Raw genomic sequence first — 19,967 nt, forward strand, 5'->3', positions numbered from 1 at the left:
CTAAGCTGCGTGTGCCGCAGCTAACAGCGAGGTTTTCATTTAGATCAAGACTTTCCATTTCTAAGCTGCGTGTGCCGCAGCTAACAAGTGATATGCAGCTAAGAGCGCTCATTGCGGTTTCTAAGCTGCGTGTGCCGCAGCTAACATTAGTGCCAGCCATTACAACGCAAACATCAGTTTCTAAGCTGCGTGTGCCGCAGCTAACACAAAGAGCTTGGCGGGATTGTAATGATAACATTTCTAAGCTGCGTGTGCCGCAGCTAACTAATGCTTAATTGCAAAACAATAACGCAGATGTTTCTAAGCTGCGTGTGCCGCAGCTAACAACCCTCGTGATTTATCATTGTTACTCTATAATTTCTAAGCTGCGTGTGCCGCAGCTAACGTAAACACGAACACATTACCAGCGTTTAGGCTTTTCTAAGCTGCGTGTGCCGCAGCTAACTGACATGATATTTGCCTCCTCTTTTTCTCTACTTTCTAAGCTGCGTGTGCCGCAGCTAACATTTCTCAACTGGCTATGGCGTACTTGTTAGCTTTCTAAGCTGCGTGTGCCGCAGCTAACATATTTGCAGCAACAATACAACATGCGCAAGATTTCTAAGCTGCGTGTGCCGCAGCTAACTTGAAGCTGGCTTAGCGGTTGCAACGGGTAGTTTTCTAAGCTGCGTGTGCCGCAGCTAACTAAGGGGTTCACCAAGGTCAATCCTGCTTGCTTTTCTAAGCTGCGTGTGCCGCAGCTAACACTATAAACCTCACCATCTTTACGCACAAAGTTTTCTAAGCTGCGTGTGCCGCAGCTAACTGATTACTTGAATATTTCCAATAACACACTAATTTCTAAGCTGCGTGTGCCGCAGCTAACTTAGAATCAATGCTTATACCGTCAGCTGGTGATTTCTAAGCTGCGTGTGCCGCAGCTAACTGGATGAGCAAAGACGACGCCATGCGTTCAATTTTCTAAGCTGCGTGTGCCGCAGCTAACATTACGATGTTGTTCCGGTAGAGGGTGTAAACTTTCTAAGCTGCGTGTGCCGCAGCTAACTTATAAATGCAGAGGTGGGCATCACTACAGCATTTCTAAGCTGCGTGTGCCGCAGCTAACCGTGCGTTGTCCCGTATTCTATTTCGACATTATTTCTAAGCTGCGTGTGCCGCAGCTAACCTGAATACAACAAGCTCGCCGATTCTGTGCAATTTCTAAGCTGCGTGTGCCGCAGCTAACTTTTATCTGGTCGGTGCAATACCCTCCACTTGTTTCTAAGCTGCGTGTGCCGCAGCTAACGTATGGAGAGGTGAACCAATGCTTAAAGCAGATTTCTAAGCTGCGTGTGCCGCAGCTAACACTCCTGAGTACACCATTGCATTGCACTGGCTTTTCTAAGCTGCGTGTGCCGCAGCTAACATGGCGCACTAAACTTGCACACATTAAAGTATTTTCTAAGCTGCGTGTGCCGCAGCTAACAAAAAGTTTAGTGGAATATACTTTTTATTAATTTCTAAGCTGCGTGTGCCGCAGCTAACGGTACATCAACAGGGAGATTGAGAGAAGGGAATTTCTAAGCTGCGTGTGCCGCAGCTAACCTTCATCTTCCATATCAACAACCAATTCGGCTTTTCTAAGCTGCGTGTGCCGCAGCTAACTGCTTATGGCATCGCATTTCTATTATCTTGCTTTTCTAAGCTGCGTGTGCCGCAGCTAACCAAGAAGTAACTATTCATGACGGCATGATTTGTTTCTAAGCTGCGTGTGCCGCAGCTAACGATTTAGATGACAATCTACTTGTGATTAATCATTTCTAAGCTGCGTGTGCCGCAGCTAACATTACGTATTATGATTCTAGTTGATATGTCTGATTTCTAAGCTGCGTGTGCCGCAGCTAACGTTCTATCAAAGTGATTCCATTCACCCAACGTTTTCTAAGCTGCGTGTGCCGCAGCTAACCAAATGCGTCGGAGTTCTTAGGTTGACCAGGATTTCTAAGCTGCGTGTGCCGCAGCTAACATATACATGCGCGTCTCGCGCAGCCCTTGTGTTTTCTAAGCTGCGTGTGCCGCAGCTAACAACTGTGTGTTTCCGCCTTTAAAGTAGGAACTTTTCTAAGCTGCGTGTGCCGCAGCTAACAAATTGGGGTATACTCAGTTTGTCCATTCATGTTTCTAAGCTGCGTGTGCCGCAGCTAACAATAGAATAATGACAAAAAAATAAGTTACAACATGTAGTTAGATAAAAATTCTAATTTTTACCTTATATTTACCTACATATTGTAACTTAATGATTTAATTATAATTTTTTAAAGAGCTAAAATTAAAGGTTAAAACTTAGGTAAACATCCTTGCTTACTTAACCCATAAGTATTGAACATGACTGGAGCATTATTTAGTGCCACCGTTTTTCTAATAACACTCATATTAAAGTCATTATCACTACCAAGACTTTTCATTTTTATGAATGGCAGAGCTTTATCTTCCTCCGACATTTCATAATCAACAAAGTGCTGACTCGCCTGCTCAAATGTTTCATTATGCCGTTTCATTCTTCGCCGAATATGTCTATCTGGACTCCCAGCTTTTTGTCGACGATTAAAGTTTTCAAATGAATCAACATCAGCCGGAACATCCGCAATATTTTTAATATGCAGGTAATCCGTTAAACGGCTTAACCATTTATGAATGTTTAATCGTTCTAAATCTGCTTTGTTTACAGAGAACAAACGCAATTTATTACCTAAAAAGCCCGGCTTGACGGTGTTCATTCTGTAGTTAGGAAAACTCACGGCAATAGGCACCTGCTTATTACTGTCTTGTATTTCCACTAAAGCTAAATGGACTTGCATCATTAGCTTAGACCACAAAAAATGAACACCAATATCGTCACTCGGTAAAATGGTAATATCGATATAGTGTTTCATATTAGTTTATTCCCCAAATACGCCACCACGAATTAACATCGCCATAATATAGTGTTGTTGTTCAACCGCAGGCTCTTTGCCTTTAATCATCCAAGCATCGAGTAGGTTATAAAAGTCTGTTTTTTCTTTTGGTTGACGGTAAGCCGCACCGCGGTTTGTTACCGAACCATAAGGTTCAACAGCAATTGGGCCCACTTCGTCGACAGCTGGATGCCAAGTATCTACTGTGCGTAATGCATTACCGATTTTTTGAGAGTGCATGGCTGCTTGTCCATCAAGCTGATATAAAAATTTACTTTTATCACTTTTACCACCACCCATCACTAATTCTTGTGATGGATACACTGCTTGCCCTTCACCTAATTGACTATAAGCTTCTACTTTTATCAATACATGATTATCGGTTAAGCCCTGTTGAATAAATTTTGCAAGTTGAGTGATTTTTGCGTCACTTGAAAATTCACGTAACGAATAGTCTTGACTATTAAATTCAATGGTTTCATTTGCCACGGTTACAACAACTTTTACATTTTCGGCACCTACACGGTTACGCCATAAAAAACGAGCGGTGGCAATGTTGAAAGCGTAACGTTTTGACAATTCCTCAAAACTTACATCTGCTTGGTATTGTTTTATTTTATTAGCCAGTTCAGCTTGATAATCAGGATTATTACAGGTTGATGGAGTTGCCAAATCACTTAATACTCGTAAGGTAAAAACAACTTTTAAAGTATTTGTTTTATGCGCTAAGGCGGCAATATCAACTGTTTGTAAATTGGCTTTAGATACTTCAGCATCTAATTTTGTTGGATCATTTGCCGTTGCAGCTTTTAAACGGTTTGAAATTGTGCCTCGTACTGCTTTTTCACCCACTTGTATCGGTTGCCATTCTTGCTGCTCCCAGTTGCCTGCAAACATGAGTGCGTCTGATGGTACTAATTTAGCTTCAAATGCTAATACTGATGGTGTTTTTAATTTAATTTCGGCCATTTTTATTACTCCATTGATAAAATATTTTTGTTAATTTTCTTGTTACACATTAATTAATAAGGCATTGCTTCAGAACTATCAGGTTCAATAATTTCGTCTTCGAAAGGGATTGTTTTAGCGACATACCAAGGATATTGATGCTCATAACGCCAAAGGGTTATTTCAATATTTTTGATGTTATGTAGACTTTTCCATTCACCGACGCTATAAGCACTTTCAGCAAAGACAGTAGGAACTGTTGAATCTCTTACATTGCTTACTTCGCCAGCTTCATAAATTGGAGAGATTGCACAATACCCCGTATTGATCGGCACTAAATAGCCACTTTGGGGTTTTGCTACATAATGCCAATTGGCTTTTTGATTTACGCTTTCAAGAGCTTCGGTTTCTTGTTCATCTTCACTTGTTATTTTTTCAGCTTTAAATTTAAGCTGGGCAAAATCACACCATGCATCAAATAAACAAACATTATCATTTATCGCTTTGTGCTGTTGAAAATGCTCAGATAAATAATCACTGCGATCAATCAAGGCAAAACCCGGCATTAATTTTCGTAATGTTTTTTGTTCTTCATTTAACGGGGTTAACTCAATACTTTCTATATGCGTAATTTGACCACCTGCTAAACGTAACTCTGGCACGTTTTGTTTTACATACTCAATTAATTGTTCTTTAGTTTCTGTATCGCCCGAAATCAAGCCATTTACTTCAATCAACAAAGATACTTGCATATGCATGCGCCCCTCTTCATTAATGGGTGCCGTCTTGCCTTGGTGAGTTAACGGGTTGCGGGATAATGCAAAAACATAGTCGCCCCAACCTTTAGGCTGCCTTGCGTGTACCGTATTTTTATGACTTATTACTGCGAGCCCGCCTAGATTAACGGCTAACGTTTCAGGAAATTTACGTGATAATGCATGGGCAAAACCCAAGAAATTAGTTATAGCAGGAAAACCATAAGTTAAACCAGCGATGGCATTGGCATTTTGTACCGATATTTTTTTGAGTAATAAATATTGGCTCATGATTACGCCTCCGCTAATTTTGGTGTGTTATGTTCAAAACGTTTTAACTGGTGCAAACAAACTTTAGAAAAATAAGCGTGTTCGATATCACCCAAGCGATATTTCTCATCATTTTTTAATTGTTTCATTAACCAACTGGCAAAATCAGCAGCTATCACAGCTTGCCAGTCAAGCTTTTCACGTTCACGTTGAAAACTTTCATGTGGGTTATAAACATCGAGCCATAAAGCATGGGCCTGTTTTAGTTTGCAATGTGATTCAGTTGCCCAGCCAGTTGGTAATGTTTGAATATTGGCCGCGTGGATCATTAGTTGATCGAGTATGGGTAAAATAAAGTGATAATCGCGCTTGTAACGAACTTTAAAGTTATTTTCTTCAGGCTTTAAATTGCTTAAAAAGGCTTTAAAGTCACGCAAGTACCCCGATACTTTGAATGTCAGTTGTCGGTTAAATAAACTGGTATTATTGATAGGCGGCTTAACTTGTGCCTGAAAAGTAGGAGGAGCTGTATTTAATAGAAAATTCTGGCCATAACGTTCACTATTTAGTTGTGAAATATTTTGTGGTTTTGAACCGCCAAAGGTTTGTACGGCAGTATCTGGAAAACTTACATCGATTCGTTCATCGTACTTATTTGATCTGCGGGCATCACGAATATTTTTTGAATCACCAAAACGAGTACCTGTGACTTTTTTATGTAAATTATGCGCCAATGCCGATGAAAATAGCGGGCATAATAAATGATACCTAAAACCATCCTTTTCTGACTTAACCGGAAAATAGACCTGTTTACTTAAACTATGTGAGCTTAGCTTTTCGTCGGCCAGTGCTAACTTAAACCCATTTACCCAAGTTTGTAATAATTCTTCATTATCCGTAAAAGCACTTAACGCTTGTGCATGATTTTGTTGCAATTGCGTGATCAGGCTTTCACCATTTACCGTTATATTCAGTAATTTCGCTATATCTAATGCTGCTGCATTACCTACAGCATCAATTGCTTTGTTTGATATGCTTGCTGTAACAAGGTATTGGTTATTTACAGTTTGACTAACTGTATATGGTTGGCTTACTAATATGCTGCTAGCTTTAGCATCACTATGAGTAAATTTTGCCGCATGAGTCGCTAAACTAATTTGTTTCGCTCGCTTAGCTGCATCAGTTAACCACACTACAGGTTTATAACTTTCTTCAATAGGTGCCGATTTTTCTGCGTATTCGGCTTTAGCTGTCGCTATCTCTATTTCGTTTTCACTTTTTTCTAACACCTTATTCAGTGCTTTTTGAAAAGGTTCCAACTTAGCTTGTTTGCGCTGCTCTATATAATCAGCTAGCGCTTGAGTTAATGTTGCTTCCATCGTTTTTCCTTTTACTTATTATCAAAGACACCTAGCTGCTCGTGCCAGTGCCAATTTAATTCTTGATCTTTACTTGGCTCTCTTAAACCAATAACACCAAAGGTTTCACTTACCTGTTGTAAGCTCTCATCTAACTTATCTGCAAAAATTTGATATGTTTCTTCAACGCTTAGGTGAAACCACCAATGATTACCCTGGGCTAATTCAGTCGTTTTATTTTCATCCATAAAGCGATTGGTTTGTTCTAAATACACAGGCGGATAGCGGGTATCGTCAATTTGGCTCCACGCTAATGTTTCACCTTCTTCTAACCGTAAAATAAACTCTTCTTGTGCTTGTGATTTTCTAAATTCGGTTTGACGAATAAATTCAGCACTCCAATCGATTGCGGGGCTTTCATTCCACCAAAGTGATGCAGGTTTGATTGAGTTATAAAAGTCCTTGTGTTTTAAATCGGCTCCCATTACATCTAATGTTATTCGTAGCGACCTATGTTCTTGTATTGAAAATAAATTAGCAGCGTTAGCAATATACTTATCTTTTGGTGATTTTTTAAAATCGTCGGCTTTTATCTCTTTCGGCTCAACGATTCTTGGTATTGCAGAAATATTGTCTAACTCTGTTGTTAATAATTCATTCAGGTCTTTACTGTTAAGGGGGAGCTCAGGGGTTTCAAAACCCGGCTTACAATAAGCCACTTTTTCACCTTTTAATGCTCGTATATTTTGGTTAAGTACCACCAAATTTGCGGTGGTAGGTAGAGCTTGCCTATGCCGTTGTATACGCCCCGCTAACTGTATAATTGAACGTAGTGAACTAGGCTCTGCAATTGCCCAATCGTAATCATGGTCGCGCCCAACTTCCACGACTGATGTGCCTAATACAATAAACACATGATTGTCTACCGGTACTTTATTTAGGTCGTCAGCTTTTAATGCCTTGGCAATTTCTGGTTGTTGCCAAAGCGCTTGTTCATCATAGCGATTTAAGGTTTTATCTAAGCGAGATTCTTTGTAAGAACGTAGCGCTAAGGGAAACTGTGAATGATAAATACAAAAATTAAATTGATAGTTGGCTCTTGGAGACATAGCTAATAGTATTTTAGCAACAGAGATCATCGGATTAATGTTAGCCATTCTAACCACACCAATAGATACTTTTTTGCCGCTGCTATGCGTTACATGGTGTTGGTTATGTAATTCATAAATTTGTTGGTGAATGGTATCTGCCACACATCGATAGACTTGCTGATTTTTCTCATCAATATTTTGACCTGCTAAATCGCTATTTTTAGTGATAGGCAACTCTATATTAACAATTTTACCTATACGTAGTACTTTACTGTTAGCCGTTAATTTTTTTAAACGTGACTCGACAAACATGTTGTTTTTTTGTTTGAAGTCCTCTTTATTTTTTATTAATTCGACTTCACTTTTATTTTCATCAAACCAAGCGCAAACAACACCTTGATTGTTATTGTGTGGAAAATTAGCTTGGTTGTAATGATTCCGACCTGCAACATAAGCGTCGTATAAAGCACTTATAAGCGCCGGTGGTAACGTTGCCGATGATAATAAAACCCGTGAACCTAACATACCAGCCCAATTAACTAATCGGCATAATGCGGGTAGGTCTTCTAAACCAAAATCATCGGGTTCATCTAAAATTAAGTCTGATGTTAATAACCGCAACATAGGCGCAATTTGTTTACCCCCTCGTTTACTTTCTGTAGCTGGCATTAAATGATCAATTGTACTAACCAAAATAGGCGCACTGATTAATTGCTCTAATTTAGGGTTGCCTTTGAGCCAATGCTTTAAACGTCCGTCGTAAATTTGCCCTTCGTAACTGACATATAATTGTTCAAAAAAATCTTGCGCAGACTCACTACCATGATCAGGTTTTGCTGATATTTCGTCATCTTTATTTAACTGATGTAGTAATTTAACGGCATTAGAACCAATTAAGACGGCAAGTTCATCATCACCTAATTTAAGTAGATCTCGATAGGCATCACCAGTTTGCAAAGTTAATGTACGTAAACCTAAAGCAACTGAGAATCGACAACCTTCGCGTTCATCCGCTAAGGCATACATAATTCGTGCATTTGCCATGGTTTTACCACAGCCTGTTGATGCCATGTTAATACCAAAAAAACCGTGTTTTTCACTGGTTTTAGCAAACTCTTTTGACGCTTTAAACGCTTTATCTTGCCATTGGTATTTGCGGTCTTTCGCGCTTTGTGAAAAAAGCCTATGCTGCGCCAATGCTGGCAATGTGTATTTTAAAGCGGGAAGGTTTTTAGCAAATAGAAAAGCGTTATGTGCAACACCAATATTATGTTCATCTAATTTTTGTTTTAACTGATTTGTTTTTCTATCCGTATTGGCGTTCGCTTGATAGCTATTATCACGCCATTTCATCTTTGAATCCTTTAAGTCAAGAGATGAATAATAATGATCAGCCAACATGAGTGACAATCTTGATAAGTGGCTAACGAAACGTTGATTTAGCCAATCTGTTTTTTCAGACAATTTATGATAACTCAATGCTCGTTTGGAAATTTCACTCGCTTTGTTTTGCCATGTTTTACTCAACAATGGTGTTCCATGAGCAAAATTCCAATTCGCGTTAATTACTGATGATTCTATATCAGCCAAATTTTCTGCATTTTTAGAATTCCAATGACAATCAAAACATTTTGTTAACCAATGTTCAGCTTCATCTAATCTAACAGGGTTGATTTGCGGATAAGGTAAACGATGGTGCGATACAATCAACCAAGCAACTAACTTTCCAAACTGAGTATTGTCACTAAACGAGTTGAACGGGTTTTGATGTTTTCCGTTATCCTTAAATAATATTTTGTGTATTTCATTTTCAGCTTGAGAAGCATTTGATTGCTGATTAATTTCTACCAGTTTTGTTAACCATTCTTGGTCGGTTAAATTTTTAATGAAGGCTTCAAATAATCTTAACGATACCCATTCATGACGATATGGTTCAGATTTTGATTTCGTAGTGCCGGCTAACTTTTGTTGAAATAAATCATTAGCTTTTCCAAAATCATGAAATAAACCAGCAATACTCGACGCCAACATAATAGCTTCATTTAATTCCCAACCATTCTCCCATTCTTTATGCTCAAGATCTAACTTGGTATAATTAACCGCCACTATCCCTTCGCTATTAAATTTATGCCTGTTCCCCACCACCCACAACAACTGACTTCGTGCCCTTGAACGGATCCAATGGCAACTTACCGCTGTGCTTTTGCTAGCGGTTTGCCGCAGCATTTTTTTAACAGTTAGTAACCCATCTTCAGTGATGATAGTTTGCCAAGTGTTGTCGCCTATTCGATCTGCAAAAGCATCAAGTACTCGCCGTGTTTTCTTGAGTGCATTTTTTTCGCATTGAGATACAAAAGTAACCATCATAAGTCGATTACCTCAGAATGATTTTTTTCCTGCAAGGCGGCAGCTTTAACTTGGTCAAACATAAAATCTAGTGCTTTGTGATCAGTAAACTTTTGTAGGATCTGCTGACGAAATTCTTGTTCAGTTGCATTTTCTTTTGCACAGATGAATGCCCAAGGTAAAACTATTGCGTCTTTGATTAAATCGGCGATATCAAAAACCAATGCACCACGGCGAGTTTTGCCATGCATTACAGCAAAGCCATGAGGAATACCCAAAACCCATAAAGTACAAGCGGCTAAACCGTAAGCTAGGTAATTTCCGTGATTTAGAAAGTCATTGGCTTTATCCGTGCTTTGATGTTGGCGACTAAAGTCGGAGGTGCCCGTAATATTTGCAGCAAACTTATAAAGCACTTTGGTAAGCTGCGCTTCAGTTAACAATAAGTCCGATGATTTACTAGCATCTGTTGTGCGCTGACCAAAAGTTTCTAGTGCACTTTGTATGTTGCTATCAACTAAAGTAAAACCTTCTGCTTTAAGCTCTTTGTCTTTACCCCAAACTCTAGATAGATAATCAATACGTGAAGCTTGAAATTGTTTAGCGACATTTAACCTTTTTTTATCGTCAAACCAAAAGCTCATCCAACCTTGAATGTATTCAGTTGGACGGTACTCACTTTGCGGGGTCATCCATTCAACTTCATTTGCCATATATAATGGTGTGCCGCCACCACTTGTAAAACCAACCAATACGCCCGCTTGTGCTAACATTCGCATAGCTGCTTGAGTTATAGAAGTACCGTTTCCAAGCAATAAAACAGTTGTGTTCGCAATGGGGATATTAAAGTATTGGTTGTCTTTTTTAGCCTCTGTTAAATAAAGCACCCGCCCGTCTTTTTGCATAACGCGACAATATTCTAAATAGTAAAGGTTCGCCCTTTTAGAATGTAAAATCGTTTTTAGATCTGACGGAGAAAAGTCCTTCATCTTATTTTCCATTAATTCGTTTTATTGACATACTTATCACAGAATAAGCAAGCAAGGGATCAAGGGAGTCTTGGTGTTTTTTGGTTTCGGGTACTTCCACGCAAAGACGCTGCATCCAAGGGGCGAATGGCGACTGAACATTCCAAACGAAATCGGAGGGACTAAATAGCAATTCTTGATATTGCTTTTTCATACTTCATCTCTACTACTATGATGCGATTGCGTGGTGTTTTTTTGACCATCAACTTCCATTAAACTGGTAATACGCTGTTCGCACCAACTACTTGCAGGCTCAACGATATGTTGGAATCGTTTCCTGTCTACGTTTTGATATAAGTGTAATGAGGTTTCAAAATCTCCCACCTGCCGATAAATATCTGCACACAACATTGTCATTTCTTCGGATGCATTGGCTGTGTAATGCTGCAAAATATAATTTATAAGTTGGTGATATTGAGCGGATATTTCACTCTCAATTTGACGTTCATGACCAAATAATCGGTACGTTTGATTGAACACTTGAAGTGCTTTGGCGGCCCAATTTAACTTTGCGTTCGCGGTCACTTCATTGTCGAAAAACTCAAAATACACATCAAATGATGGTGCGGGCAAATACAGATATTTATGGGACTTTCCGAACCAATTACGCCAAAACGGTCGTTCCGACAATATTTCCACTACCGGCAGGTTTTGAATATTTTTGATTAGTCCTTGGCAGTGGGTGCAGCGAGACTCATTAATGACAGTGTTTTGTAAGCCATTTTTAATGCCACCATCGGAGTAGTGTATTTGCCACATTGTATTGAATGACAACAAGACGGGCCGTAAATATCGAGTCTGGCAGTGTGTACAGGAAATCACCTCCGGCTCTGCAAATCGCGTCATGATTAAATCCTTTTAGTGTTTGTGCGCGGTGGTAATAACATGATCATCTTCGCTAATCACCACGAACACGTCTTTTTGCACCTGGGTTAATAACCGTTTCAATTTCTTGCACAAGGCTTTCTGAGTGTGCTTGTCTAGTTCCAACACGTAGGTATTGCCCTTTTGTTGCGTTTCCATGCCCAATGCATTGAGCAACAGAACTAGATCAGGAGAAATGCCACGTTGTTGACAACGCTTTTTTGCATGCTGAGAAATTGTCATGTTATTTTCCTTTTGGTTAAAACATGAACTAAGCATATGCCGCAAAAATCGACAGATAAATCACTGTTTAGATAAACATGTATAGTTTTCAGGCGGGTTATGGGTGTCGACAGGTTTAGCTTAATTCAGATAATCCATAAGCGCTTGATTTAAATCAAATATGTAAAATATAAAGATAACGACCCCTATATAAATCGTACACATGTTGATTAAATTTATTTTGCTAAACGACATTCATTATGATGATATTGCATAAACTAATGTAGCCAATAGCGACACATATGAAGCAAAAATCTAACTGGCCTTTTCGTTACGACTTACTCCAGCGTTATCGCTTAATTGAAATTGTGGCGTTGTGGGAAGGCAAACTTAACGCGGGGCATTTAGTGGCTTATTTTGATATAGGCCGCCAACAAGCATCTAAAGACTTAAAAGAGTATCGGCGCCACATAGGGCCGGGCAACCTAGTCTATAACTCGTCATTAAAAGGCTATGAGCCTACATCGACATTTCACCCAAAAGTCACTTTGGGAGAGGTGGATGAGTATTTACAACTTATTCATCGCAACAATGATTTAATCAATACATTTGAAGATATGACGCTGGGCTTTGACTACACCCACATGTTACCGCTACCCAATTACCAAGTGCGCCCTGAGGTTTTGCGCCAAGTGGTGAAAGCCTGTAGAACCAACCAGCGTTTAGAGGTGGATTACCGCTCGGTGAATACTCCCGACAAAGATGGTCGAATTATCGTGCCCCACTCTATTGTGCATTCTGGTATGCGCTGGCACGTAAGAGCCTATTGCGAAAAGAATCAGGATTATCGCGACTTTGTATTAACGCGCTTTTACGGTACGCCTGAGCCTTTGGGAAAAAGTAAACAATCCATCGACAAAGATATTGCCTGGCAGACTAAAGTGAATGTAGTTTTCACTCCCGATCAGCGATTATCCGAAGCGCAACAAGAAGTGGTGACTAATGACTATGGCATGACCAACAATAGTTTGTTAATTCAAGTGCGCGGTGCCTTAGTACAATACCTATTACAAATGATGCGTATCGATATGAATGTCATTGCTGCCGATCCTCGAGCACAACAAGTAGTTATTCAAAACATGGATGCTGTGAAGCAGTGGTTGTTTAGATAATTTAAAAAAAGGATTGGCACCAACTAAACATGACTATCGATAAATCATTATTAACAGCATATCAAAACGCTGAGTATGTGGTGTTTGCACAGCCGGAGTTTGTTATGCATGTGGATGAGTACAGCGAAGCCTTGCACGATTTAATGCAAGTAAAGTCGTACTGCCAAGCCGCTTTTATCACCGCTGACAATCCCTTTAGCCATGCTCTTTGTGAATCGCAAAATTCTGTTCGCCATGCTGCGCTAAAACAAGATCTGCAAAGTTTAGGGTTGCCATTTATCGACGGAGTTGGAACAGACAAACACGGAGATTGGCCTGCCGAAAAGAGTTTTTTGGTATTCGACGTTGATAAACGTACGGCCATTAAATTAGCGGTGAAATATGAACAGAATGCGATTTTATGGATTGATGAAACCGCGGTTCCTCAGCTAACAGTTATAGATAAAAACTAAGTAAGCCAGACAACTAATTTAATTCGCTATGCAGTTCATAAAAAGGGTTTTCAGTTCCCGACAAGGGGCGGGAACTGAGAAGTAGAAAGTTATATTGCAGGTTAATACATTAGTTTGAGTTTCAGGTTTTGTACTATCTCAACTTTTCCTGAATTTTTAATCTCATTGTTTACTGGCTTCTGACCTTTTTCTCCCCATAAAATCGCTATGAGTTTCACCGGATTATTAATAAATTGATTATTACTGAGTTCAACGTTAACAATACCCCGATTTTTGATCAGGATATTATCAGCTGATGATTTACCTGAATCTGACACAGTATTACCTGAAAACGTTAACACTCCACCAATGGTTGATTCATCGTAGCCACCGCGATGAAAATCAACGATAGTGCCGGCTATTTGCTTAAAGGTGGTATTTCGAATCGTGACAAATTCAGCGTTGTAATCTCCTTTGTCGTTTGTTTCTTGATTTAATAAAAAGCCATGTTGATTGTTCTGAATAAGGGAGTCTTCAACTGTTATGGCGTCGGCAAATGAACCTTTAGACACGCTTAGCACAGCATCAAAGTCGCGCACTTCTGCATTTTTAAGGGTCAGGTTATAAGCTTTGGACATATTTTTATCTAAGGTAGCGAAGCCATGCTGTTGTTGGTTTCCTTTAATAATGACACTATCTAAGGTTAAATTTCCCTTGGGCAGCATCAAAAATGCTGTTTTATTAGAGCTGAAGTTCAAGGTTGATTTATTGGCTTTGTTTGCTGAAACAAGCGTAATTTCTTTATCTACACTCAGCGCTTGATCAACAGAATAGTTTGCAGCGGTGAGTTCTATCACATCTCCTGAAGCAGCAACTTTTAACTTAGACATTAATTCAGCCGTAGTGGCAACTTTATGGGTGGTTGCTTGGCTAATTGGCTGTTTTGCAGTAAACCACGATGTCCCATAGTTTGCGGTATCAATTAAGCTAGCGTTGTCTGGCACTGGGTTAACCGTTGCACCAACGCTATTGTTGTCTGAACGAGGGTTACCGAATAAGTCTGTTTTTATCTTAGCAAAATCAAATCCGTGATAGACATCCGATTGATTTTCTGTGGGAACATATAAATAGTCAGATACCTTCGTCATACTAAACGCTTGCTTAGTGAGGCCATCTGAGGTGACTTCACTTTTATTTTCGTGGTTAGAAATATTGTTCTTAAACGTGATCCCATCTACTTTGTCATAATTAAAAATGGGCTTGTGAGCAGTTTCGGCGTTATATATCAGATTATTCGCAAAAATAGTACGCACAGGTCTGGCTGAACGTATCTCGGATTTAGGCAAAACGTCACTATTGTCAACGTTGTACCCCACACTGAAATACCAAGGTGTAGGCGAATCAATCCACGTATTGTATGCCACGACAGCATCGGTGACTTGGTTATATCTGTTCATCGGGGCTTTAGGAATGCCATTCATAACCGCAATAGGCGCTCTAAATTCTTCTCCTTTTAACTTGTAAAAATAGTTGTTCGTTACCCAGTGACCAGTATTGATAACCCGAATTCCACCGTAAAATTTGGACTCACCATCACCAATAAATACGTTGCCATCTATGGTTGCGTAGTTGCCATGACGTAACACCAAAGAGCCTTCACTCTCAAAGAACACATTATTTTTAAACGAATTAAAATTAGATTTGCTGGAAATAATTTCCACCTCACCATTGCAGCGTTCAAAATAGTTGTTTTCCACATTGGTGTATGATGGTGTCATTGAAGTACTGCTGTCACCAATCTGCATAGTTTCGCCATGAGGCCCACCTTTTCTTGGTCTAGGTCCGAAATGGTTATTAATAATCTGGTGGTGATTATTGACATGCTGATTACCTTTTAGCATCACCATAACCGTCGGTCCAAAGTTTGACTTGCCAGCAATATAACTATGGCTCAGCTCGTTATGTTGTCCCCAAAATTGAATCCATTGGTCAGTTACCTCGCGATCGGCTTGCGTAAACTCCTCTATGACAATGTTGGTTACTTTAGAATGAAAAGCAATTTTATCATCATCAATTTTAAAGCGAATTAGCGCTTTTGAAGGGGTGTAACCATTTCTGAAATGTAAATCTTGAACGACAAGGTAGCTTCCCCCAAGCTGCAAGTTAGATTGGCCTTCAATAAACACATTTCCGGGTGTTTGCGCACGTAAAACAATAGGCTTTTCTTTAGTCCCCTCAGCAAAAAACTCAATTTGAATATCGCGATATGTACCATCTTTTAAAACAATATTATCGCCTGCTTTGGCCTGAGCAATTGCCTTTTTGAGTTCCGCATCACTGCCTACTGTAATATCTTTTGCTAGGGATTGATAAGATAATAGAGATAACAAAATCCCTACAGATAAGCGCAAGAATCTATTCATGTAACACCTTAAAAAAGTTCCATCAAGTAGAGCCAGAATAGGCAGCATTTAGGGATTAATCAAGTTACGACTTGCTATGTTTGCAGGCCCTGCATTTTTGACTGCATACTTCGAATTAAGTCTGGGTTAATCAAAAACAAACGGTTCTTTTTTGGCTTTAGTTCGTATCCAATTGAGTGATTTTCTTACTGATTTTCGTGAAAGAAGATTACGTTCAACCCGGCTCTTACCAGGAAATGGGATCAAACTCACACCAATTATAATTGTGATTAACCCTTGCCCGGGTAACACTAACAACGAAACGCCTAACACAATCAAAAAAACACCCACCACAATTTTTGCAATTTGAAGTACGAAGGCAACGCTTTTTTTGGTCGCTCCGATTTGCAACTCGTCCATGTCATCAGAGTCGGTGGCTGTTTTACGCACAAAATAATATTTGTCCATTTGCGTAATCAAGTATCCAATGGCGACAAAATAAGCCAAAGAAGCTACTGTGGTAGTTGTGACGATCAATAATATAAAATTGCTGCCAAACGTCTCTGTTAGAAATGTTACTATTTTGTTATAAAGTTCGTTTATCACTTTTTTTCCGTCGTGAATGCTGATGCACACTTTATAGTTTGTGCACATTTAAATTGGATTTGTATGCATCTATTTGAAGAATTAATTAATTGGCTCCAAATTAACAGAGTAACCATCGTAATTGTTTTTCATTTTAGCTTATCCTTTATAACTTCGTTACATGTAATCTTATACAAGGAAAATGAACGAACATCACTGGCCTGGATTGGTTTGGTGATATTCTCTCCCTTTGTTGGTAGCCTATTTTATTGGCTATTTGGGATTAATCGTATTGAGCGAACGGCGCAAAAAAAGCACCCTCAAATTCGAAAGCAAAAACTTCGTCCTGACGGAAAGTCAGTAGAGTTCCATGAAATTCCTAAGAATTGGCACTCTGCCGTTATATCTGGTTATAAAATTCATCCGGTTAACTATGTGCCAAATAACAAAATAGAGCCTCTTGTTAATGGTGACGAAGCTTATCCTGAAATGATTCGCGCGGTAGAAGACGCAAATACCTATGTTGTGTTATCGAGTTATATTTTTGATTACGATTCATTGGGAATTAAATTCATTAAAGCGTTAAGCGAAGCACAATTGCGCGGAGTCGTAGTCAAAGTTTTACTGGATGGCGTCGGAATTGGGAACAGTTGGCGAAAATCCCACAGAGCATTAAAAAAATCCGGCGTAAAATCAGCCCGTTTTTTACCTACATTTTCGTTTACCAGCTTTCGGTTTATCAATCTTAGAAATCACCGAAAAATACTTTGCGTAGACGGAGAAGTGGCCTTTATTGGCGGAATGAACGTAAGTAAACGCAACCTAGTCAAACGTGCGAAACACCCTATTGATGATGTGCATTTTAAAGTAACAGGTCCTGTAATCGATCAAATCAGTCACGTTTTTAAAGAAGACTGGTTTTTTGCCACGGAAGAATTAATCGAATTTCCTTCTTACGTTGCAAATTCAAAAGAGCACGCTCCTGACCACTGCGTAGTATCACGAGTTGTACAAGACGGACCTGATGAAAACCATAGAAAAATACGATGGGTGTTAATTAGTGCATTAGGCTGCGCGCAAAAGAGCGTAAAAATAATGACACCCTATTTCGTGCCTGACCATACCCTGCTCACCTGCTTGCACGCTGCTGCTTTGCGCGGTGTTTCAATTGAAATTATAGTACCTGAAAAAAGTGATTTTGTTGTTCTAAACTGGGTTATGGAAGCCAATTACGCAAGAATTATGGAGCATGGAATAAAGATATATAAAAACAAAAGGCCTTTTGATCACAGTAAAATAGCAATTATTGATGAAGCTTGGTCGTTTATCGGTTCAACTAACTGGGATGCCCGAAGTTTAGATCTCAACTTCGAAATTAATCTCGAATGTTTTGATTCTGAACTCAATGAGAATTTAACTAAATTTTTCCATTCAAAAAAACAAAACGCGACTCGTGTTAATATGAAAGACTTAGAAAACGTTCCATTCTATAAAAAAGTTCGAAACAATTTGGTTCGCTTAATGTCGCCATATCTATAATATATAAATTGCTACCCCTATTAACTAGCGATAAATAAACGTTCTTTTTGAAGTGACTTGAATAAAGTGCAATTTCTGTAGTAACGCAATCATAGGGCAATATTGTCATGTTTAAAAAGCGATATAATGCGATTGAAGCGCTGAAAATTATGGGTAACGCCCCAAAACAAGACTTAGGGCCCCACATTGAGGTACTGCTTTGGAACGTGTTTAAATGCAAACGTCTAGGTTGGCAAGATGATTTTGAACGGCTCATCCATAGCAAAGATTTAATTCTTTTACAGGAAGCGGTTCTTAACTCTCCTTTCGATAGGTATTTTACCCAGTCAAAACAATATCAGTGGATCATGGCGCGCAGCTTTAAGCACCTTCCTAGTAACATTGAAACAGGAGTAAAAACCGGGTCAGTTGTCGCTGCGAGCAAACATTATTTCAGTGCTTCAGAACACAGCGAACCTTTTACTAAAACAAAAAAGATGTTGCTAGCAACCGCGTTTCCGCTAAATGGACAGAAGCAGTCCTTGTTGGTGGTTAACTCCCACCTGATTAATTTCGTATCTTTTAAAAAATTTAAAGCGCACCTAGACCAAATATTTGAAACGTTAGAAAATCACGACGGGCCTGTTTTATTAGCTGGAGATTTCAACACTTGGAACACCAAACGATCTAACTACTTTTGTGCGATAGCAAGAACCTTTGCGTTAGAAGAAGTCGTATTGACCCGTAAAACAAGGCTAAACCACTTTTTCCGACATCTAGATCATATTTATTGTCGTGGCTTGAAAGTCGTCGAAGCACAAGTACATACGCATATTCATAGCTCGGACCATTTTCCGATTAGTTTAACCGTGAGTACCACAGTGGATTAGGTCAGTTAGAGAAGCTCAACAAGTAAATCAGAAAATCCATATCATCACGACATAAACCCCTAGCCAAAATGACTTGACCATTTTTGTTCAAGCTTATAGCGTAGCTAGTTGCAGGTACGTTCGATGCATTTAGCCGATATCAGCTTCTACCTAAGTCGTTAGTGCGTTCACCGTTTAACTTTATGAGTATCTAGATTGATAGATGAAAAGAGCGAATCTATGAATATCAAATTTTCAAAATACCTCACCCCTAAGACGATCCGGCTAGTAGTATTTTTCATGCTCTTAGCGGTTGCGGGTAACGTGCTAGAAGAAATGGTCGACGACGTATTCTTAGATCCTATTGAAGGGGATTATGAATTTGAACAATTTGACGCAAGGGTGCTTAGTGATGTCAGGCAAATAAAGAGCGATAATGTTACGGCAGCCATGCGAGACTTAACATCATTGGGCTCTATTAGTGTAGTGACCATTTTGGCGTTGTTCTCTGGCTTGGTATTGCTTATTTATCGCCGCTTCAGATATTTTATATATTTACTCATAGTGAGTGGCGGCATACCACTTATTGTTTCTGCTCTAAAGCTCTTTTTTGACAGAGAGCGTCCACCACAGACAGATTGGCTACTCGATTATATGCCAGGGCTGTCCTTTCCGAGCGGGCATGCATTTACAGCCGCCGCTATTTATCTTGCCATTGCGTATATTTTAACAATTGAAGTGAAACGCTGGCCATTCGAATTGCTTATCTACATTGTTATGTCGTTCATTATCTTTCTAGTGGGAATTTCACGTATTTATCTCGGTGTGCATTATCCAACCGATGTGATCGCAGGTATATCGTCTGGCACGATATGGGTTATGTTGGTTACAATCATTTTCGAATATTACCGAAAAGCGCCCGCCCCCCAATAGCATGGGATTTATCCTATGGAGTGGGCCAAAACACCAGCCCCTGTAGCATGGTCTTTAGACCATGGATTTCAAATTAGTAACACGGGTCTAAAGCCACCGCCTACAATGGCGTTTTGAAACTACCATAATTTGTAGCATGGTCTTTAGACCATGGATTTCAAATTAGTAACACGGGGCTGAAGCCACCGCCTACAATGCCGTTTTGAAAGCTAGCAAAATTTGTAGCATGGTCTTTAGACCAT

At 39.5% G+C, this 19,967-nt stretch carries 16 protein-coding genes and 1 CRISPR repeat array; of the genes, 5 read left to right on the top strand and 11 right to left on the bottom strand.

The genetic code is table 11. The features are described 5' to 3' along the window. Positions 1-57 precede the first annotated feature (57 nt). Positions 58-2,185: a CRISPR direct-repeat array (repeat unit 28 nt; unit sequence TTTCTAAGCTGCGTGTGCCGCAGCTAAC). A gap of 130 nt (positions 2,186-2,315) precedes the next feature. The 9 genes from cas6f to GLIP_RS15640 are packed head-to-tail and all read right to left on the bottom strand — an operon-like array spanning position 2,316 to position 11,836. After that, entirely contained in the window at positions 2,316-2,912 is a 597-nt protein-coding gene (gene cas6f, locus GLIP_RS15600) for a type I-F CRISPR-associated endoribonuclease Cas6/Csy4 (RefSeq protein WP_008845634.1), read from the bottom strand. A 6-nt stretch (positions 2,913-2,918) separates the two neighbouring features. Continuing rightward, positions 2,919-3,902, bottom strand: coding sequence for a type I-F CRISPR-associated protein Csy3 (gene csy3, locus GLIP_RS15605; RefSeq protein ID WP_008845635.1), 984 nt, complete (start codon positions 3,900-3,902; stop codon positions 2,919-2,921). Positions 3,903-3,955: 53 nt separating this feature from the next. Next, positions 3,956-4,927, bottom strand: coding sequence for a type I-F CRISPR-associated protein Csy2 (gene csy2, locus GLIP_RS15610; RefSeq protein ID WP_008845636.1), 972 nt, complete (start codon positions 4,925-4,927; stop codon positions 3,956-3,958). Between the two features lie 2 nt (positions 4,928-4,929). Continuing rightward, complete coding sequence (csy1, locus tag GLIP_RS15615; protein WP_008845637.1) at positions 4,930-6,285, bottom strand: type I-F CRISPR-associated protein Csy1; 1,356 nt, start codon at positions 6,283-6,285, stop codon at positions 4,930-4,932. A gap of 11 nt (positions 6,286-6,296) precedes the next feature. Further along, positions 6,297-9,722: a type I-F CRISPR-associated helicase Cas3f gene (gene cas3f / locus GLIP_RS15620; protein WP_008845638.1), complete on the bottom strand. Its 3,426-nt coding sequence runs from the start codon at positions 9,720-9,722 to the stop codon at positions 6,297-6,299. Beyond that, the gene (gene cas1f / locus GLIP_RS15625; RefSeq protein WP_008845639.1) at positions 9,719-10,690 is read right to left on the bottom strand and encodes a type I-F CRISPR-associated endonuclease Cas1f; all 972 of its coding nucleotides are present in this window, start codon (positions 10,688-10,690) and stop codon (positions 9,719-9,721) included. The genes cas3f and cas1f overlap by 4 nt, the downstream gene beginning before the upstream one ends. A gap of 1 nt (position 10,691) precedes the next feature. Beyond that, positions 10,692-10,883 (bottom strand): hypothetical protein, encoded by a 192-nt coding sequence (locus tag GLIP_RS15630; RefSeq protein WP_040523217.1) that lies wholly within the window; start codon positions 10,881-10,883, stop codon positions 10,692-10,694. Beyond that, positions 10,880-11,575: a hypothetical protein gene (locus GLIP_RS15635; RefSeq protein WP_008845640.1), complete on the bottom strand. Its 696-nt coding sequence runs from the start codon at positions 11,573-11,575 to the stop codon at positions 10,880-10,882. The genes GLIP_RS15630 and GLIP_RS15635 overlap by 4 nt, the downstream gene beginning before the upstream one ends. Before the next feature lie 12 nt (positions 11,576-11,587). Beyond that, positions 11,588-11,836, bottom strand: a complete 249-nt coding sequence (locus GLIP_RS15640) for a hypothetical protein (RefSeq protein WP_008845641.1) — start codon at positions 11,834-11,836, stop codon at positions 11,588-11,590. A 281-nt stretch (positions 11,837-12,117) separates the two neighbouring features. On the opposite strand from GLIP_RS15640, the gene GLIP_RS15645 reads away from it, so the two are divergent. Next, positions 12,118-12,987 (top strand): WYL domain-containing transcriptional regulator, encoded by an 870-nt coding sequence (locus tag GLIP_RS15645; protein ID WP_008845642.1) that lies wholly within the window; start codon positions 12,118-12,120, stop codon positions 12,985-12,987. Positions 12,988-13,016: 29 nt separating this feature from the next. After that, positions 13,017-13,439, top strand: coding sequence for a DUF3293 domain-containing protein (locus tag GLIP_RS15650; RefSeq protein WP_008845643.1), 423 nt, complete (start codon positions 13,017-13,019; stop codon positions 13,437-13,439). A 101-nt stretch (positions 13,440-13,540) separates the two neighbouring features. Here GLIP_RS15650 and GLIP_RS15655 read toward each other — a convergent pair whose 3' ends face one another. Both GLIP_RS15655 and GLIP_RS15660 read right to left on the bottom strand, forming a co-directional pair. Next, the gene (locus GLIP_RS15655; protein ID WP_008845644.1) at positions 13,541-15,841 is read right to left on the bottom strand and encodes a chondroitinase-B domain-containing protein; all 2,301 of its coding nucleotides are present in this window, start codon (positions 15,839-15,841) and stop codon (positions 13,541-13,543) included. 126 nt (positions 15,842-15,967) lie between these two features. Next, on the bottom strand, positions 15,968-16,426 hold the full coding sequence (locus tag GLIP_RS15660) for a hypothetical protein (RefSeq protein WP_040523219.1): 459 nt from the start codon (positions 16,424-16,426) through the stop codon (positions 15,968-15,970). 63 nt (positions 16,427-16,489) lie between these two features. On the opposite strand from GLIP_RS15660, the gene cls reads away from it, so the two are divergent. The 3 genes from cls to GLIP_RS15675 all read left to right on the top strand — a co-directional run bounded on the left by cls (position 16,490) and on the right by GLIP_RS15675 (position 19,725). Next, a complete protein-coding gene (gene cls, locus GLIP_RS15665; protein ID WP_008845646.1) occupies positions 16,490-17,944 on the top strand; it encodes a cardiolipin synthase in 1,455 nt (484 codons plus the stop codon). Between the two features lie 107 nt (positions 17,945-18,051). Further along, positions 18,052-18,813, top strand: coding sequence for an endonuclease/exonuclease/phosphatase family protein (locus tag GLIP_RS15670; protein ID WP_008845647.1), 762 nt, complete (start codon positions 18,052-18,054; stop codon positions 18,811-18,813). Between the two features lie 219 nt (positions 18,814-19,032). Further along, on the top strand, positions 19,033-19,725 hold the full coding sequence (locus tag GLIP_RS15675; protein ID WP_008845648.1) for a phosphatase PAP2 family protein: 693 nt from the start codon (positions 19,033-19,035) through the stop codon (positions 19,723-19,725). The last annotated feature ends 242 nt before the right edge of the window (positions 19,726-19,967 follow it).

Source organism: Aliiglaciecola lipolytica E3, from assembly GCF_000314975.1.
Taxonomy (GTDB): Bacteria; Pseudomonadota; Gammaproteobacteria; order Enterobacterales; family Alteromonadaceae; genus Aliiglaciecola; species Aliiglaciecola lipolytica.

Bases quoted from the DNA above. Each gene is read 5' to 3' on its own strand.
- GLIP_RS15645 (WP_008845642.1), top strand. From the start codon at position 12,118: ATGAAGCAAAAATCTAACTGGCCTTTTCGTTACGACTTACTCCAGCGT.
- cas6f (WP_008845634.1), bottom strand. From the start codon at position 2,912: ATGAAACACTATATCGATATTACCATTTTACCGAGTGACGATATTGGT.
- cas3f (WP_008845638.1), bottom strand. From the start codon at position 9,722: ATGATGGTTACTTTTGTATCTCAATGCGAAAAAAATGCACTCAAGAAA.
- GLIP_RS15630 (WP_040523217.1), bottom strand. From the start codon at position 10,883: ATGAAAAAGCAATATCAAGAATTGCTATTTAGTCCCTCCGATTTCGTT.
- GLIP_RS15650 (WP_008845643.1), top strand. From the start codon at position 13,017: ATGACTATCGATAAATCATTATTAACAGCATATCAAAACGCTGAGTAT.
- GLIP_RS15655 (WP_008845644.1), bottom strand. From the start codon at position 15,841: ATGAATAGATTCTTGCGCTTATCTGTAGGGATTTTGTTATCTCTATTA.
- GLIP_RS15640 (WP_008845641.1), bottom strand. From the start codon at position 11,836: ATGACAATTTCTCAGCATGCAAAAAAGCGTTGTCAACAACGTGGCATT.
- cls (WP_008845646.1), top strand. From the start codon at position 16,490: ATGCATCTATTTGAAGAATTAATTAATTGGCTCCAAATTAACAGAGTA.
- GLIP_RS15670 (WP_008845647.1), top strand. From the start codon at position 18,052: ATGTTTAAAAAGCGATATAATGCGATTGAAGCGCTGAAAATTATGGGT.
- csy3 (WP_008845635.1), bottom strand. From the start codon at position 3,902: ATGGCCGAAATTAAATTAAAAACACCATCAGTATTAGCATTTGAAGCT.
- cas1f (WP_008845639.1), bottom strand. From the start codon at position 10,690: ATGAAGGACTTTTCTCCGTCAGATCTAAAAACGATTTTACATTCTAAA.
- GLIP_RS15635 (WP_008845640.1), bottom strand. From the start codon at position 11,575: ATGACGCGATTTGCAGAGCCGGAGGTGATTTCCTGTACACACTGCCAG.
- GLIP_RS15675 (WP_008845648.1), top strand. From the start codon at position 19,033: ATGAATATCAAATTTTCAAAATACCTCACCCCTAAGACGATCCGGCTA.
- csy2 (WP_008845636.1), bottom strand. From the start codon at position 4,927: ATGAGCCAATATTTATTACTCAAAAAAATATCGGTACAAAATGCCAAT.
- csy1 (WP_008845637.1), bottom strand. From the start codon at position 6,285: ATGGAAGCAACATTAACTCAAGCGCTAGCTGATTATATAGAGCAGCGC.